Annotated in this window: 14 protein-coding genes; 9 read left to right on the forward strand and 5 right to left on the reverse strand. The window is 67.7% G+C overall.

Features of this window, described 5'->3' with window-relative positions:
• Window positions 1–44: 44 nt before the first annotated feature.
• The gene (locus tag ACFT9I_RS02585; protein ID WP_382559641.1) at window positions 45–509 is read right to left on the reverse strand and encodes an RDD family protein; all 465 of its coding nucleotides are present in this window, start codon (window positions 507–509) and stop codon (window positions 45–47) included.
• A gap of 284 nt (window positions 510–793) precedes the next feature.
• Here ACFT9I_RS02585 and glnA point away from each other — a divergent pair, with 284 nt between their 5' ends.
• The 5 genes from glnA to ACFT9I_RS02610 all read left to right on the forward strand — a co-directional run bounded on the left by glnA (window position 794) and on the right by ACFT9I_RS02610 (window position 7,856).
• Window positions 794–2,203 (forward strand): type I glutamate--ammonia ligase, encoded by a 1,410-nt coding sequence (glnA, locus tag ACFT9I_RS02590; protein ID WP_382559644.1) that lies wholly within the window; start codon window positions 794–796, stop codon window positions 2,201–2,203.
• A 329-nt stretch (window positions 2,204–2,532) separates the two neighbouring features.
• Entirely contained in the window at window positions 2,533–2,946 is a 414-nt protein-coding gene (locus ACFT9I_RS02595) for a hypothetical protein (protein WP_382559647.1), read from the forward strand.
• Between the two features lie 1,032 nt (window positions 2,947–3,978).
• On the forward strand, window positions 3,979–4,464 hold the full coding sequence (locus ACFT9I_RS02600) for a hypothetical protein (RefSeq protein WP_382559650.1): 486 nt from the start codon (window positions 3,979–3,981) through the stop codon (window positions 4,462–4,464).
• 625 nt (window positions 4,465–5,089) lie between these two features.
• Window positions 5,090–6,568 carry a hypothetical protein gene (locus ACFT9I_RS02605; RefSeq protein WP_382559652.1) on the forward strand — a complete coding sequence of 493 codons (1,479 nt, stop codon included), beginning with the start codon at window positions 5,090–5,092 and terminating at the stop codon, window positions 6,566–6,568.
• 325 nt (window positions 6,569–6,893) lie between these two features.
• Entirely contained in the window at window positions 6,894–7,856 is a 963-nt protein-coding gene (locus ACFT9I_RS02610) for a quinone oxidoreductase family protein (RefSeq protein WP_382559654.1), read from the forward strand.
• 137 nt (window positions 7,857–7,993) lie between these two features.
• Here ACFT9I_RS02610 and ACFT9I_RS02615 read toward each other — a convergent pair whose 3' ends face one another.
• On the reverse strand, window positions 7,994–8,599 hold the full coding sequence (locus ACFT9I_RS02615) for a TetR/AcrR family transcriptional regulator (protein ID WP_382559657.1): 606 nt from the start codon (window positions 8,597–8,599) through the stop codon (window positions 7,994–7,996).
• 229 nt (window positions 8,600–8,828) lie between these two features.
• Here ACFT9I_RS02615 and ACFT9I_RS02620 point away from each other — a divergent pair, with 229 nt between their 5' ends.
• Together ACFT9I_RS02620 and ACFT9I_RS02625 are read left to right on the forward strand one after the other, a co-directional pair.
• Entirely contained in the window at window positions 8,829–9,239 is a 411-nt protein-coding gene (locus ACFT9I_RS02620) for a winged helix-turn-helix transcriptional regulator (protein ID WP_382559660.1), read from the forward strand.
• 208 nt (window positions 9,240–9,447) lie between these two features.
• Window positions 9,448–10,386, forward strand: a complete 939-nt coding sequence (locus tag ACFT9I_RS02625; protein ID WP_382559663.1) for an NADP-dependent oxidoreductase — start codon at window positions 9,448–9,450, stop codon at window positions 10,384–10,386.
• A gap of 25 nt (window positions 10,387–10,411) precedes the next feature.
• On the opposite strand, the gene ACFT9I_RS02630 is transcribed toward ACFT9I_RS02625, so the two are convergent.
• The 3 genes from ACFT9I_RS02630 to ACFT9I_RS02640 form a co-directional block, all read right to left on the reverse strand.
• The gene (locus tag ACFT9I_RS02630; RefSeq protein WP_382559665.1) at window positions 10,412–11,077 is read right to left on the reverse strand and encodes a response regulator; all 666 of its coding nucleotides are present in this window, start codon (window positions 11,075–11,077) and stop codon (window positions 10,412–10,414) included.
• Window positions 11,074–12,273, reverse strand: coding sequence for a sensor histidine kinase (locus tag ACFT9I_RS02635; protein WP_382559668.1), 1,200 nt, complete (start codon window positions 12,271–12,273; stop codon window positions 11,074–11,076). The genes ACFT9I_RS02630 and ACFT9I_RS02635 overlap by 4 nt, the downstream gene beginning before the upstream one ends.
• Window positions 12,274–12,402: 129 nt before the next feature.
• Window positions 12,403–14,664 carry an MMPL family transporter gene (locus ACFT9I_RS02640; protein WP_382559670.1) on the reverse strand — a complete coding sequence of 754 codons (2,262 nt, stop codon included), beginning with the start codon at window positions 14,662–14,664 and terminating at the stop codon, window positions 12,403–12,405.
• 404 nt (window positions 14,665–15,068) lie between these two features.
• Between ACFT9I_RS02640 and ACFT9I_RS02645 the strand changes: the two genes are divergently transcribed.
• Window positions 15,069–16,517 (forward strand): MFS transporter, encoded by a 1,449-nt coding sequence (locus ACFT9I_RS02645; protein WP_382559672.1) that lies wholly within the window; start codon window positions 15,069–15,071, stop codon window positions 16,515–16,517.
• Between the two features lie 58 nt (window positions 16,518–16,575).
• Window positions 16,576–17,295, forward strand: a complete 720-nt coding sequence (gene npdG, locus ACFT9I_RS02650) for an NADPH-dependent F420 reductase (RefSeq protein WP_382559674.1) — start codon at window positions 16,576–16,578, stop codon at window positions 17,293–17,295.
• Window positions 17,296–17,340 lie beyond the last annotated feature (45 nt).

Consider the following 17,340-nt stretch of genomic DNA (forward strand, 5'->3'; position numbering starts at 1 on the left):
GCCCTCTCTTACGCCCTGACCCGCTCCGGGGGTTGGGTGGTCGGCTAGATCCGCACCTGTACGGCGCGGGCGAGGCGGTCGTGCAGCCCGCGCCCGTCGCGGTCCCAGACGAGCGCGGGTACGGCGAGGCACAGCAGCACGCTGCGGGCCAGGGCCCATCCGAAGCCGAGCCGGTCGCGGCCCTCGGAGACGACCCGCAGGCCGAAGACGCGCTTGCCGGGGGTGGAACCGACGGTCCCGACGGTGAGGATGTGCAGGACGAGGAGAACGCCGAGCGCGTAGTTGGCGGCGCTCTGCGCGTCGCGGGCGAACAGCCCGTACGCGATCAGCATGCACAGCGCCCAGTCGAGGAAGAGCGCACCGAAGCGCCGCCCGACGGAGGCGAGGGAACCGGGCCCTTCCTTCGGCAGCCCGAGGCGCTCGCCCCGGTACCCGAAGTCCGTGCCCATCTCCTCGGCGGCCGCGCGCGGTCCGGAGAGCCACGATCCGATTGCTTGCCTGTTGTCCACCCGACCACGGTACTGCGCGTGTGTCGGCGCACCGCCCCCTGGGTACAGCTCAACTCCATCCGCCTCCTCTCCTCTCCCTCCCGTCACCCCGCCGTTTCAAGCCGCTGTGGCCGGTGTGTGGAACGGCGCACACCCAGGCCGGTTAACTTCGGCGAAACAAATGGGTCATGCTTGAGAAATCCCGCATACCTATGGTCGGGTCCTGCGTGTGCCACCGCACTGGCCGCACGACCAGTAGCGATAAACCCCCGCCCCTCCCCGGGGACGGGAGGAGGAGGAGCTGGATGTTCCAGAACGCCGATGACGCCAAGAAGTTCATCGCGGATGAGGACGTGAAGTTCGTAGACGTCCGATTCTGCGACCTGCCTGGCGTGATGCAGCACTTCACGATCCCGGCGAAGGCGTTCAACCCGGACGACGAACTGGCCTTCGACGGCTCGTCGATCCGCGGTTTCCAGGCGATCCACGAGTCGGACATGGCGCTTCGCGCCGACCTCTCGACCGCTCGGGTGGACCCGTTCCGTCGCGACAAGACGGTGAACATCAACTTCTTCATCCACGACCCGATCACGGGCGAGCAGTACAGCCGCGACCCGCGCAACATCGCCAAGAAGGCCGAGGCCTACCTCGCGTCCACCGGCATCGCGGACACCGCGTACTTCGGCCCGGAGGCCGAGTTCTACGTCTTCGACAGCGTGCGCTTCAACACGACGTCGAACGAGAGCTTCTACCACATCGACTCCGAAGCCGGCGCCTGGAACACGGGCTCCACCGAGGACAACCGCGGCTACAAGGTCCGTTACAAGGGCGGCTACTTCCCGGCCCCGCCGGTCGACCACTTCGCCGACCTGCGCGCCGAGATCTCCCTGGAGCTGGACGCCGTCGGCCTCCAGGTCGAGCGCCAGCACCACGAGGTCGGCACCGCCGGCCAGGCCGAGATCAACTACAAGTTCAACACGCTGCTCGCCGCGGCCGACGACCTGATGCTCTTCAAGTACATCGTGAAGAACGTCGCCTGGCGCAACAACAAGACCGCAACCTTCATGCCCAAGCCGATCTTCGGCGACAACGGCTCCGGCATGCACGTCCACCAGTCCCTGTGGGCCGGGGGCGACCCGCTCTTCTACGACGAGCAGGGTTACGCGGGCCTGTCGGACACCGCCCGCTACTACATCGGCGGCATCCTCAAGCACGCGCCGTCGCTGCTGGCGTTCACGAACCCGACGGTGAACTCGTACCACCGCCTGGTCCCCGGCTTCGAGGCCCCGGTCAACCTGGTCTACTCGCAGCGCAACCGCTCGGCCGCGATGCGCATCCCGATCACGGGCTCCAACCCGAAGGCCAAGCGCGTGGAGTTCCGCGCCCCGGACCCGTCGTCCAACCCGTACCTGGCCTTCTCGGCCCTGCTCCTCGCGGGCCTCGACGGCATCAAGAACAAGATCGAGCCGGCGGAGCCGATCGACAAGGACCTCTACGAGCTGGCCCCGGAGGAGCACGCGGGCGTGGCCCAGGTCCCGACCTCCCTCCCGGCGGTACTGGAGGCCCTGGAGGCCGACAACGAGTACCTGCAGGCGGGCGGCGTGTTCACGTCGGACCTGATCGAGACGTGGATCGACTACAAGCGCACGAACGAGATCGCCCCGATCCAACTGCGTCCGCACCCGCACGAGTTCGAGCTGTACTTCGACATCTAAACCGCAGGGTCCGGCCACTTGGGCGGAAGGCTCACAAAAAGGCGCTGACCTGCGAGAACACTTCTCACCAGTTCTCACAGTGACCGCTCGCTTTCCACCCCCTTGTGTACCGAGTGTGCACCGCCGGACCGATCCCCTGACGTGACGTCAGAACCAATTCGAGGGCCGCTACCCCATAGCCGGGGTAGCGGCCCTCGTCGGTTTGTTCGGTCGCTGTGTGCGGCGGCAACTCTCCAGAGGCCACTGACTGCGGATTGTCCCCTCGGAGTGTCAGTGATGCCCGGTAGGTTCTGCTGGGGCACGTCATCACGGATGGGGAGATATCGATCATGTACGACGCCGAATTAATGGCTGTGGCCACTGGTGCAGCTGGCACGCTGGTCGCAGCCATAGCCACATCGGGCTCCGAGAAGATGCGCTTGAGAGTTGCGCGTTTCTTCCGCCGGGCGGCCCCGGATCAACAGCGCGCCGCTGCCCAGGCAGTGGATGACACCGCAGCGCAGCTCACCTCGCCCTCTCCAGAAGCTCAGGCGCTCGCAGCGACTGCCTGGGTACAGCTCATCGCTCACTATCTCGACGAGCACCGCGACGCCATGAGTGAGGTGGACGAACTCGCAGTGCCTGACCCGCCGGTCTCGAATGTCTGGAACCAACACAACACTGGCACTGGCACGTTCATCGGTGGTGACGTGCACGGTGGCGTGACATTCAACTACGGCGGGGCGTCAGATGGCGGACGCTGAGCACCGGGAACAGCACAACCACGGCTCCGGCACGTTTGTGGGCGGCGACGTCCACGGTGGCTTTTGGCAGATCATTCTCCCGCCCTCAGGAAAAAAGACGTCCGGCGAACCTGCGTCGACTGAACGACAGCCCAAGCAGGATGACAAGGAAGAGGATGACTACGAGGGCCACCTGGAGTCTCTGTTCGGGTCTGCATGGATAGCAGCTTCGGCCGGTCTGGCCGTCGTCTATTCCGTCATGGGTTGGCCTTGGAGCGACGAAGGACCGCCTCCTGGTATCGCTGCGCGCATCGGCGGAGGGCTCACTAGCTTCTATATTTGCTTGGCTGCGGCGGCAGCCTGCTTCGCCCGTCTCGCTCAGGTCCTTGAGCTCTGGTCGGAGCAATGCGCCATCGCGGCTGCAAGAAGCCGAGGCCGATGGGTTGCTAGGCCCCCCGCGTCCATGTGCGGGGTGATGGCAGCGTTGACGACAGCAGCGGCTGTTGCAGCCGAACTGCTCGCTTCTCTCTTCGGGTGGTCCTCTTTCGGGGGCGAAGTCTCGCAACGCGCGCAGGTAGCCCGTCTCAACGCAACTTCCAACGCGAAGTCGGCTCGGGCCGCGACGGAGAAGTACGAGACATAGGTCACGGGCCCTAAGTCTCTGCCGGCTTGCCGACGCGTCCCTCCTTCCAGCTTTGGTTCCTGAACTGAGACCGAGGTGGTCATGGTGATACCGCCTGCCGGGTGATGCTCATGACGTGGCCAGGTTGAGGCAGAGCTGGAGTGCCAGTTCGACGGCGTGCGCCTGGCTGTTGGGGTCGCTGGTGACGGGCTGGTGCGGGATCTTGCCTTCGGTGGGAAGCGCGTGCGTGTGGTGATCGACCAGGGCGGGGTAGCGGGCGTCGTAGTCGTGCTTGTTCTCGACCGGTAGGGCCTGGTCGAGGACTGTGGCGAGGAGCAGGTGGCATTTCGGGGTGGGCCACCAGGCATCGCGGTCAGTGCGCGAGGCGCGGGATAGTATCCGCGACCTGCTGTCGAGCTGAGGAGGACGGCGTGACGACGCTGGCCGTGACCGGACACATGGACCTGACCGAGGAGAGCGTGCCACTGGTACGGTCCGCACTACGTGACCTTCTGGAGCCGTACCGCGAGGACTTGACCGGGGTCTCGTGCATCGCCGCCGGGGCCGACGCGCTGTTCGCCGAGGAAGTCACCGCGCTCGGCGGCCGGCTTGTCGTCGTAATCCCCTCCCGGGACTACCGCGAGACGAAAGTGAAGCCCAACCATGCCGCGGTCTTCGACCACCTCGTTGAGGCAGCCGTGGACGTGGTGACGATGCCGCACGAAACGGCGAACCGAGCCGCCTACGAGGCGGCGAACAGTGAACTGCTCAAGCGCGCGGGCCGGCTTGTCGCGGTGTGGGATGGAACTCCGCCCTCAGGCAAGGGCGGGGGCACCGCAGACACCGTCGAGGAGGCACGCGCGGCAGGACTGCCCGTCGACGTCGTATGGCCGGACGGCGCGGCACGCCGGGCGTGACCGGAAAGGCTCGGGAGTTGAAGAGGCTCTAGTCTGCGGGCTTTCGTGCTGAGTTGGCCATCACTACCGGCCTCGGTGGACTACTCGGCACCTTCCGCGGCGATAGAACACCTCGGTCGGCCCCCACGAAGTATCTTGCCCGTCCCTACGCATCGTCGGTGCCGGCGGCGCTCGTCAGTTGCGGATGCGAGGCCCGCCGGGCTGCAGTGGCTTACGCAGACCTGCCAACCACAGAGATCTCGCCAACGCCGGGCGGGCCGCGCAGAGGGCTGCGGCCGAGCGCGACGATCTGTGAGTGCGCCAATTGAGGGGCACGGGAACTCTCACAACCCGCCATCGGGGCGAGACAGTGGTGATGGAATGAGCTATGTCCACACCTCCGGCTGAGTGGCCACCGAACGCTCAACAATTATGGCACGCGGTACGCGCGGGCCTCCCTTTGGATCTCTCCGCTCCTACGTCTGAGACCACAACCGGGCGGCATCGGCAAGTAACAGCAGAAGCCATCACCCGACTCCTGCTGCACCCGCCGGCCCCACAACCTGGCGCAATTCCACGACTGCACCTGATCGGCGCCACCGTCACGGGAGACCTTCAGCTGTCGTATGCGAAGGTCGAGATTCCTGTGGCCTTCGTCAACTGCCGTTTCGACAATGCCGTCGACCTAAGCGACGCCTCACTCCCTGCTGTTGACTTTACTGGGTCATTCCTTCCGGGCTTGAGTGCCGACAGGCTTAAAGTAGAGGGCGATCTGACGCTTTCCAGAACGGTTAGCGGAGTTGTATCTCTATCCAGGGCTGATATTTCTGGCAACATGCGGCTCAACCGCGCCGAGTTGGTCAGCGAAGATTCCCGATACGCCTTAAGCGCACCTCAGTTGCGCGTCGGTGGCGCGCTGTTCGCACTGGCCATCAAGGCCACGGGCGGGATAAACCTCTGGGGCGCGCAGGCTTTCACACTTGAGTTGACCAAGGGCTGCCTGAGCAGCACGGGTCATGCAGCCCTTCGCTGCGACGGCCTCCGCGTCGCGCAGGACCTTCGCTGTGCGGAACTGTCCGTTGACGGGGGAGGAATCTCTCTGTTCGGGGCGACGATCGGCGGTCAATGGTGGTTCAACAGAGCCGCAGTACGCAACCACACTGGCTGGGCTGTCAGTGCCCCTTCGGTAAGAGTTGATGGAGGCATCTACGCCAACGGCATGTCAGCATACGGCGGAGTCAATCTCTTCGCTGCCACCGTCGGCGAATCGATTGAACTCTCCGGCTGCACCCTCACATCTCATGGCGATCACGCACTCCGGGCCCCAGGAATGCGCGTTGAAGCGAACCTCATTTTGGACGACGGAGCGTCCATCGCTAGCGGCATAACCCTGCCACATGCCGAAATCAAGGGGACGCTGCGCCTAGCCGGCTCCACATTCGCCGAAGCTTCGACGATCGATCTTCAGCACGCAACCGTGGGCGTCCTGGACATGATGTCGACCAACACGCGGCCCCCCGTGTTCGATCTTCGCGCTGCAACCATCGGGCGTATCGACGATTCCCCCACCGCGTGGCCATCGCGGATCGAGCTGGACGGGCTGACCTATCAAGATCTTCGCCCCCTGCTGCCGGCTACTCAACGTCTGGCATGGCTCGATTGCAACAATGAGTACAGCCCTCACGCGTACGAGCGCCTGGCCGCCTACTACCGACAGCTCGGCCATGACGACGATGCCCGAACCGTGCAGCTGGCACGCCACCGAAGGCGACGCAGCTCCGCACAGCTGCCTGCCCGGCTCTGGGGGTACTTCGAAGACCTGACCGTCGGTTACGGCTACCGCCCAGGGCGCGCGCTCGTATGGCTCTTCGCCCTCACGACATTCGTCGCCATCGTCTTCGCAGCAGTACCACCACACCCCATCCGCGCCAACGGTCCGGCCTTCCAACCGGTCGCATTCGCCCTCGACCTCATCCTGCCCATCCTGGACCTCGGCCAGGAGAAGGCGTTCGCACCCTCCGGCAACACCGCATGGGTTGCCTGGACAAGTGCGATAGCCGGTTGGCTCCTGGCCACCACCATCATCGCCGGGCTAACCCGACGCCTTTCCCGCTCCGGACACTGAACCCCACAGGGTGTGCACCTGATGTGCACCGGGCCCAGCAGCCAGAGCTAATCACCGCAGGCCAGGGCTTCCTTCGGGCTGTACTTCGACATCTGAACCGCAGGGCCGATTTCCTGACGTGACGTCAGAATCGCTACGAGGGCCGCTACCCCATAAGCCGGGGCAGCGGCCCTCGTCGGCTTGTCCGGGCTCTGTGTGCGGCGGCAGGTAGCCGAGAGGGGCCGTTTCTGGACTTGCTGGTCCATTTTTGTCGACCTACCGTTCAGAGCGTCCGACCCGCGCGCAACCTGATCGCGGCGGAGTGTGAGGCGATAGGAGAGTTCCCATGCACGCGATATTCGTACGCGAGTACGGCGGCCCGGAGGTCATGGCCTGGACCGAGTTCCCCGACCCGGAGCCCGGTCCCGGTCAGGTACTCGTCCGGCTGGGCGCTGCCGGGGTGAACTTCATGGACGTGGGGACACGAACCGCGCCGCTTCCCACCTGGTCGGTTCCCACCGTCCTGGGCGTCGAGGGCATGGGCCGGGTAACGGCGTTGGGCGACGGAGTGCGCGACCTGACCGTGGGCGACCGCGTGGCGTGGTACTACCACAAGGGCAGTTACGCCGAGCAGCTCGCGATCCCGGCGGCCTCCCTGGTGAAGGTCCCGGACGACGTGGACGACGAGACGGCCGCGGCGGTGATGATGCAGGGGCTGACCGCGAGCCACCTCATCACGGACACCTACTCCGTCAGGCCCGGCGATGTGGCCGTCGTGCACGCGGCCGCGGGCGGCGTCGGCCTGATGCTCACTCAGATGATCAAGGCCCGTGGGGCCACGGTGATCGGCTTGGTCTCCCAGGAGGAGAAGGCCGCCGTCGCAGAAGAGGCCGGGGCCGACCATGTCCTGGTCTCCAGCGGGGGCGGCTTCGAGCAGCAGGTCAGGGAACTGACCGGCGGCGAGGGCGCGCACGTCGTGTACGACGGCGGGGGGCCGGCGACGCTGCGCTCGTCCCACTTGGCGCTGCGCACGCACGGCGTCCACGCTTACTACGGCGTCCTGATGGGCGACATGCTGCTCAATCCGAGGGACCTGCCCAACAGCATCCTGATGTCCTATCCGGTGGTCGGCGACCACGTGCGCACCCGTGACGCGCTCGTCAGGCACACCGGCGAGATCTTCGATCTGATCCGAACCAGGCAGGTCACCGCGCGCATCGGAGCGCGCTACCCGCTGATGGACGCGGCCAGAGCGCACGCCGACATCGAATCGCGCGGCACCACCGGAAAGCTTCTGCTCCTGCCGTGACGGCGACCCGGCGGACGCCCGTACATGGACGTTCGACGACTATTCCAAGATCGTACGTGCCCCCCGAGGCACCTTCCGTATGGACGGTCTGCCGTCGGTCTCGACGCGGTGGTGGGACGTCGGCCTGCCGGTTGCCGTCAGCCGCCGATCGGGCCGGACCTCAGCCGCATGATCCCGACGTCGAGAGCGGCCCGTAGATGTGTGGACCGGCCCGTGGACAGCATGATTGACACGCCGCCCTGAATACCGGCCAGCAGCGCGGCCGCGGTCTGCTCCACATCGAGGCCGGCTCCGACCTGCCCGCGGTCCTGCAGCGCGCGGATCCCCGCGGCGAGGTACTCCTGCCACTGGCGCATCAATTCGACCACTATCGCCCTGGCTCCGGGATTCGAGCGGCCGACCTGCAGGAACAGCGACCCCAGTGGGCACTGGTCGCCTTGCGCCTCGTAGCGCTCGACGACCGCGTCCCGCCAGCGGTACCAGGTCTCCCAGGAATCCAGGCGGCCCAGATAGGGCTGCTGGTCGTCCAGGACCCGGTCCGCCTCGTACCGCGCGACCGCCAGCAGCAATTGGTCTTTGCCGTCGGGAAAGTAGTGGAACAACTGGCTCTTGCTCGTGCCCGTCCGCGCCCGTATGTCGTCCAACGTCGCGAGCGCCACACCGCGTTCGCGCAGCACTTGGGCGGCGCCCTCGACGATGCGCGCCCGGGTGGCCCGGCCCTTCGGCGTCAGCCCGCCGTCCATCGACCCACCTCACAAATTGGACCATCCGGTCCACTGTAGCGGAGGGCCGACCCGGCCAACTCCACCCACCGCGGATCTGCCGGCGCCGGAGCCGGAGACCGTTGGACAACTGCTCGCACGAGCTTCGCTCTTTCGTTTGCGTTGCCAAACAACACAACCGCCAGGCGCGTTACGATCGATACGTAAGTAGGCATTACTGAGTGCGTTGCGCCCCTGACAGGAGATACGGATGGCCACCACGGCGAAGCCCGCGCGCCGGATCGAGCCCGGCACGTACGAGGCGTACATGCACGACTGCCCTGCGGTGGCCTTGCTCTCGACGATCAGCAACCGGTGGGTCAGCCTGACGATGTGCACCCTCGGGTCATACGGCGACGCGATGCGATACAGCCACATCAGCCGCGAGATCCCAGGCGTCAGCCAGAAGATGCTCACCCAGACCCTGCGCATGCTCGAACGCGACGGCATAGTGAAGCGGACGGTCACACCGGCTGTGCCGGTGCGCGTCGACTACGAGTTGACCCCGCTCGGGCAAGGGCTCTACGGCCTGCTGTCCCAGATACGCGACTGGGCCGTGGACAAGACCGATGAGGTCGACGAGGCCCGAACACGTTACGACAACCGGCAGACCGACCAGTAACGACAGCGGAAGCCCCCGTTGAACCGCGGCCTGCTACGTCATGGGCGGGGGCCCGCGCAGGTGGGCCGCGGAATCTTCACCGTGGTGGCCATCTGCCCGCTCAGGGGCGTAACGCACTTCAAAGTGCCTACTTCCGATTCGATCGTAACTTGCCTAGCGTTTGTAGCGCTCACCAGCGTTCCAATATGCAAAGGGAAGGGCGAAGATCATGCGCGCAGCAGTCGTCAAGAAGATCGGTGGACCCGAGGCCGTAGAGGTCGTGGAGGTCCCCCTCCCGGAACCAGGTCCTTTCGAGGTCCGTATCAAGGTCGCGGCCGCCGCGCTCAATCCCGCCGACGCCGCTGTGTGGGCCGGAGTCTTCAGGCCGTTGGAGGAAGTCGAATACACCGGCCTCGGCCTGGACGCGGCCGGAACGGTCGACGCGGTCGGCCCGGGTGTTTCCCTGCTGAAGGTCGGAACCCCGGTGATCGTGTTCGACGCCCCCGTGCTGCGCCCCACGAAGGCCCAGGCCGAATACCTGGTGACCGACGTCAACTCCATCGCCCCCGCCCCCGAGGGTATGGACCTGACACTCGCGGCGACGATCCCTCTCAACGCGATGACCGCCTCACTGGCCCTGGACCACTTTCCGCTGCGCCCCCGCGACACGTTGCTTGTCACAGGTGCCGCCGGAGCCGTGGGCGGCTACGCCGTCGAGCTGGCCCGGACCCGGGGCGTGCGAATCGTCGCTCAAGGGCGGCCCGAGGACGAGGAGTTCCTCCGCGGTCGTGGCGCGACCTGGTTCGTATCACGCGACGAGTCACGCGACGAGGAACTGAGCGGGGCGGTGCGCCGGTTCGTACCGGAAGGCGTGGACGGCGTGCTCGACGCGGCGGCACTGGGCGCGCCCGCGCTGGCGGCTGTCCGCGACGGCGGCATCTTCGTGAGCGTGAGGGGTGACGTGCTGCCGGCCCCGGAGCGGGGCGTGGTGGTTCGGCTCACCACCGCCGGTCCCGAAGCGACCCGTCTCTCGTACCTCTCCGCGCTCGCGGAGGTTGGCGTGCTGACGCCGCGCGTGGGGCAGATCTACCCGCTGTCGCAGGCCGCCGAAGCCCACGCCCAGCTCACCCAGGGCGGCCGCCGCGGTCGGATCGTGCTGGTGCCGTAAGCCGACCCGTGCCCCGTGTCGGGGTTCACGGTCGGACCAGGCCCGACTGGTAAGCGATGACGACCAGTTGGGCGCGGTCGCGGGCGTTCAGTTTCGCTATGGCGCGGTGGACGTGGGTCCGTACGGTCAGTGGGCTCACGTAGAGCTGTGCGCCGATCTCGTCGTTGGACAGGCCGGCGGCCACGTGGGCCATGATCTCGCGCTCGCGTGCGGTGAGGACATCCAGGGCGGCCGCGGCGGAGCCGGACCGGCCGCGGGCCGGGCGGGCCAGGAAGTCGCTGATCAGGGAGCGGGCCGCCGAGGGGGACAGCAGTGCGTCGCCGGCCGCCACCGTACGGATGGCGTCGAGGAACGCGCCCGATTCGACGTCCTTGCCGAGGAATCCGCTCGCGCCGGCACGCAGGGCCTGGGCTACGTATTCGTCGGTCTCGAAGGTCGTGAGGATCAGGACCTTGGTGTCGCGCAGCGTGTCGTCCCGGCAGATCTCGGCGGTCGCCGCGAGACCGTCGAGGCCGGGCATGCGGATGTCCATCACGATCACGTCGGGACGGGTGGCCCGTACCGCCGCGACGGCTTCGTGCCCGTCGCCCGCGACCGCGATCACTTCCATGTCGTCGCAGGAATCGATCAGTAGTCGAAACGTCCCAAGGAGCAGGGCCTGGTCGTCCGCGAGTACCACCCGGATGGTCAAGGCTTCACGCTTTCCTCGTCGAGCCCGCCGCCCCGGCCCGGATTGTTGTTCCGCAGGGGCAGTTCCATGGTCACTTCGAATCCGCCTTGGGGACGGCGCCCCGCGAAGAGGTGCCCGCCGGCGGACCGGGCCCGCTCCCGCATGCCGATCAATCCGTAACCGGGGGCCCGGTCCTCCGACTCGATCGGTTGGCCGTCGTCGGAGACGGTGATCGTGAGGCACCGGCGGGAGTAGTCCAGATGTACGGCGGCCTCGCCGGTGCCCGCGTGTTTGGCGACGTTGGTCAGCGATTCCTGGATCACGCGGTAGGCCGTCAGATCGACGCCGGGGGAAAGGGGCTCCACCGTCCCCTGCCACGAGACGGTGACCACCAGTCCCGCTTTCTCGAACGCGGCGACCAGGTCGGGCAGTTGTGCCAGGCCGGGGGCGGGTTCGAGTGGAGCGTCCGGGTGGTCGGGCCGGCGGAGCAGGCCGAGGGTCGCCTTCAGTTCCCGGAGCGCCGAGGACGTGGTGTCCGTGAGGTGGCTCAGCAGGCGCTGCGCCTGGCCGGGGTTGCTGCGCAGCAGGTGCGCGGCGGTGCCGGCCTGGGCATGGGCGAGCGCGATGTGGTGGGCGATGACGTCGTGGAGGTCCCGGGCGATCCTCATACGTTCCTCGCCGACCCGCTGGCGCGCCTCTTCTTCGCGCGTACGCTCGGCCAGTTCCGCCCGCGCCTCCACCGCGCTCACATAGTCGCGTCGGTTGCGGACCCCATCGCCGATGGCGCCGGCCAGCAGGACCCAGGGGACGAAGCCGAGCCGTTCGTGCCCCAGGATCGCTCCCGTCCCGAACGCCAGCGACGTGATCAACAGCAGGCTCACGGCGGTGACCGCGAAGACCTGGGCCGTACGGCGCTCGACCTGCTGGGGCAGGAGGTAGACGGCGGCGAGCACCGGGGCCATCAGCATGGGGCTGAACTCGCCGCCCAGGACTCCCACGGCCACGGTGCACAGGGTGGCCAGCACGACCATCGTCCGAGGGCGGGCCCGGTGCCACACCAACATGGTGCACGCGGCCGCCATGAGTACGAGGCCGGACGGACGCAGTTCGTCGGTCATGGAGAGTCCGGCGATCGAGACACCGTACAGAGCAAGGGCGAGAAGGCAGTCGCCCCTGGTGGGCAGGCGCCTGTCCGGATAGTACCGATCGGTGGTCATACTGAACTCTTCCTCCTCAGGTCCGACCATCGTCGGCGATGGAGCGCGCCCGGTCCGTCCGGAGGAGGGCCACGCGTGTCGCCACACGCGCGGCCACACGCGCGGCCCTCCCGCTCGCGTACGGGACTCTCAGACGTGAACCGCTTCGCGGTCCTGCCCGTCCAGGTGTCCCGGAAGGGGCCGGCCGGGCTGTCCCTGGCCCAGCGCCTCACCTTCCACATCCACGTTGGGCACGATCTTGTTCAGCCAGCGCGGCATCCACCACGCCTTGTCGCCCAGAAGGGCCAGGACGGCGGGGACGATGGTCATACGGACGACGAACGCGTCGAAGAAGATGGCGGAGGCGAGCCCCACACCCATCATCTTGATGAGAGATTCTCCGGACCCGATGAATCCGGCGAAGACAGCGATCATGATGACGGCCGCCGCGACGACGACGCGTGCACTGTGCCGGAATCCGGTGACGATGGCCTGCCCCGGCCTTTCACCGTGAATGTACGCCTCACGCATCCGGGTGACGAGGAAGACCTCGTAGTCCATGGCCAGCCCGAAGACCACGCCGATCAGGAAGATCGGCATCATGCTCATCACGGGACCGGTCTGTTCGACACCGACGAGGTCGGCCAGCCAGCCCCACTGGAAGATCGCGACGATCACCCCGAACGACGCGGCCACGGAGAGCAGGAAGCCCAGAGCGGCCTTCAGCGGTACAAGGACGGATCGGAAGACGATCATCAACAGCAGGAAGGCCAGGCTCACCACCACCACCAGATACGGCACCAGCGCGTCGGTGAGTTTCTGCGACACGTCGATGTTGACCGCGGTGGTGCCGGTGACGAGCATGGTCGCCCCGGTGTCGGCCTTGAGGTCGGCCCTCTCGTCGCGGAGGGTGTGGACGAGATCCTTGGTCCCGGCCTCGCTGGGGCCGGTGGAGGGGGTGGCGCTGATGATCGCGGTGTCGCCGGACTTGTTGAACATGGGGGGCGACACGGAGACGACACCGTCGGTCGCGGCCAGCTTCTCGGCGACCTTCTGCGCCGCCTCCTTCGGGGCCTGTGCGCCCTTCGCGTCGACGACCACGGTCAGAGGCCCGTTGAAGCCCGGTCCAAAGCCTTCCGCCAGAGCGTCGTAGGCGCGGCGCTGGGTGGTCGAGGTGGGCTGCGCCTCGTCACCGGGCAGGCCCAGTCGTAGGTCGAGGGTCGGCACCGCGAGTATCCCCAGACCCACGATGCTCAGGAGAAGCACCGGCAGGGGCCGGCCCACCACGAAGCGGGCCCAGCGCGTGCCCAGATTCACCTTGGCCGTGGGAAGCGGCTCCGTAGCCCGTGATGCCTGGGTGCTCGACGCTCCGGCTTCGTCAGCCTCGCCGCCCCGTCGGGCCTTGCGGACCTTGCGTGGGAGTACCGCCTTCGGCGCGAAGCCCAGGACCGCGGGCACCAGGGTCACCGCGATCAGGACGGCGATGACCACCGTCGCTGCCGCGGCCAGGCCCATCTTCGTGAGCGTGGGAACACCCACCACGGACAGTCCCGCGAGCGCGATGACAACGGTGAGACCCGCGAACACCACCGCGGAGCCGGCCGTTCCCGTGGCGCGGGCCGCCGCCTCCGCGGGACTGTGGCCCACGGCTCGCTCGGAGCCGTAGCGCGAGACGATGAACACGGCGTAGTCGATGCCCACCGCCAGCCCCAGCATCAGGGCGAGGGTGGTGGTCGTCGTGGAGAGGCCCACGGCGACGATCCCGGCCACGCCGACGCCGATGCTCAGCAGCGCCGTGAGCAGCGGCAGACCCGCCGCCACGAGCGACCCGAAGGTGACGAGCAGCACCACGGCGGCGATGGCCACACCGATGATCTCGGTGGTCCCGCCGAACGCGGGCGCGACCCCCAGCGCGGAGCCGCCGATCTCGACGGTCAGACCCGCCTCACGTGCCTCGTCGGCCGCGTCGGTGAGCGTCTTCTTCGTGGCATCGGTGAGGTCCTCGGACTTCGCGTCGTACGAAATGCTGGAGTACGCCGTCGAGTTGTCCTTGCTCACCGCGTGGGCGTCGAACGGGTTGAGGGCGGTCGCGACCTGCCCGCCGTCGGCCACCGCGGTGACGGCCTCGTCGACGGATTCCTTGTACGGCGTCGCGGTGATCTTCTGGCCGTCCGGCGCGACGAAGACGAGGCGGGCGTCAGCGCCCTCGGAGTTGCCCGCGGGGAAGCGCTGGTCCAGCAGGTCGAACGCGTTCTGCGACTCCGTGCCCGGCATCGCGAACCCGTCGTCGGGCGCCGCCGGCGCCTTGACCGCGGCGAAGGCGGTGGCGGCCAGGATCGCCACCCATATCAGCGCCACCCATCGTCGCCTCCGGAACGCCAGATGACCCAGTCGGTAGAGAAAGGTAGCCACGAAGAAAGCTCTCCTGTCGGGATCGGGGCAACAGGGCGGCGCCCCGTTCGGGGCCGACCGGCGGAGGCCGGTCACGGCCGGCGAAGACCGGCGGCAGCCCCGGGGAATGTGTCCCAATGCTTCATCCGCGGACATGTCATCGTCGTCGTCTCTCGGCAGGCCCTTCGACGTACGGCAGCCGCTGTACGTGGCTGCCGCGACGCGCGGTCGGACGGGTCGAGCCGCAGGCGGGACCGCCTCCGTCGACAAACATCATAATGATTAGTTACGCGCCTCTTGACTGCCTGTGAGAACCCCAGGCAATCTCACTGTAATCATCATGATGAACAGCCTGCCTTGGCACATCACGGCTCGCGAGTGAGACCTCCCCTTGAGACCTCCCCTCAGACAACAGGAGCCGCACCATGACCACAGTCAGAGCGCCCGAAGCCGTCTCCGAGGAGCCGCCGCCGATGTCCCGCGGGCGCTATCTGTACCTCCTCGCCGCCGTGACCTGGCCCGCCCAGGTCATCGCGATCGTGGGCACCATGAGCGGCAACGCGCAGGCTGCCGTGGCCCAGCACTTCCGTACGACGCACATCGCCTGGTTCGTCGTGACGCTGTTCATCGTGACCCTGGCGATCACACCGTTCGCCATGCGGTTCGGCCAGATCTACGGCAAGCGCAAGGTCATGCTCGTGCTGATCGGCATCGGCCTGGTCGGTGACGTGGTCGTGGCGCTGTCCCCGAACTACGCGGTCATGCTCGCCGGCCGCGCCCTCGCGGGCTTCTACGGGCCGGTCGCCGCGCTGGTGTTCGCCTCTGTGCGCGACCTCTTCCCGCGTGAGCGCGTGGCGAACGTGTACACCGTCATCGGCGCCGTCATGGGCGGCGCCTCCCTGGCGTCCCCGCTCGTGGCGGGCCTGCTGATGGACAACTTCGGCTGGCGCAGCGTGCTGTGGACGATGGCCGGAGTCACCGTGCTCTCCGTCGTGTGCATCGCCGCGATCCCGGAGACGCCGATACGTGGCAGCCTGGCCGGGCTGGACTGGCCGGGCGGAATCCTCATGGGCACCGGTACCGCCCTCGTGGCCATCGGCTTCGGCATGGGCGGGGACTGGGGCTGGACCAGCGCGGGCGTCCTGGGCTGTCTGATCGGGGGCGGCGTGCTGTTCGCCCTCTTCATGGTGGTCGAACTCCGCGCGCCACGGCCCATCTTCGACGTCCGGATCCTGGGCCGCCGGTCGGTGTCCACCGTACTGACCGGGCCGGCGCTCCTCGTCGGCACCTCCAACATCGCCCCCACGGTCCTGACGTTCCTGGCGCTGTTCCCCGCGATCCCCCACGTGTCCGCCAGCCTGGGCTGGAGCCTCACGCACCTGGCGCTGATCGGCATCCCGGCCGCGCTGGCGTGGATCGCGGCGGGACTGCTGACCGGGTACGCGCTGCGCGCGATACCGCCGCGCGCGGTGTGGCTCACGGGCAGTCTGACGCTGACCGCCGGGCTGTTCCTGTGCGCGCTGTACCACCGCACCACCACCGAGATCATCCTCACCGGCATCGTGGTCGCCGTCGGCACCGGTGTCGTCCAGGGCACCTCGAACGCCATGATCGTGTCGGTCGTCGGACCCGACGACCAGGCCCCCGCCAACGGACTGAGCGGCATGCTCGGCGCCGTCATCGCCATCCTGGGGCTCCAGTTGGTGTTCGTCGTGATGTCGAACGAGTCCAACGTCATGAACGGGACCGCCTTCTACCAGGACGCGGCGTTCACCAACGGCTACTACGTCCTCACCGCCATGGCGGCCCTCGGCGTCCTCATCTCCACGCTCATGCCCCGCGTGGCGCGTCCGGCCGACGCGCTCGCCAAGTAGTCCTCTCGCCTCCCGCCCCCGCAGGGCGCACCCGCGCCCTCTCACCGCAAGGTTGTCCATGTCCACCACGCACCACCCCGTTCACGACATCCGTTCCGAGGCCGCCGCGAAGGATCGGTGGGGGCTGCCCGACGTCTCCGGTCTGGTAGTCGGCGTGCTCGGCGGGACCGGCCCCCAGGGCCGGGGCCTGGCCTACCGCCTGGCGAAGGCCGGCCAGAAGGTGATCATCGGTTCACGTGCGGCCGATCGCGCCGAGGCCGTCGCCGAGGCGCTGGGTCCCGGGATCGAGGGCGCGGACAACTCCGGGACCGCCCGCCGCAGTGACATCGTGATCGTCGCCGTGCCCTGGGACGGCCACCGCGCCACCCTGGAGTCACTGCGGGAGGAGCTGGTGGGCAAGCTCGTCGTCGACTGCGTCAATCCGCTCGGCTTCGACAAGAAGGGCGCCTACGCGCTGAAGCCGGAGGAGGGCAGCGCGGCCGAACAGGCCGCCGCCCTGCTGCCCGACTCCCGTGTCACCGCCGCCTTCCACCACCTCTCCGCCGTGCTGCTCCAGGACCCGGCGGTCGAGCGGATCGACACCGACGTCATGGTCCTGGGCGAGGAACGCGCCGATGTGGAGACCGTGCAAGCCCTGGCCGGGCGGATTCCGGGGCTGCGGGGCGTCTACGCCGGACGGCTGCGCAACGCCCACCAGGTCGAGTCCCTCGTCGCCAACCTGATCTCCGTCAACCGCCGTTACAAGGCGCACGCCGGACTCCGCGTCACCGACGTCTGACAGCGGGCCCGGCGCGGGTCCCGTCGGTCGGGACATCGCGGCCGG

The organism is Streptomyces sp. NPDC057137 (assembly GCF_042670825.1).
In the GTDB taxonomy this organism is placed as follows: domain Bacteria; phylum Actinomycetota; class Actinomycetes; order Streptomycetales; family Streptomycetaceae; genus Streptomyces.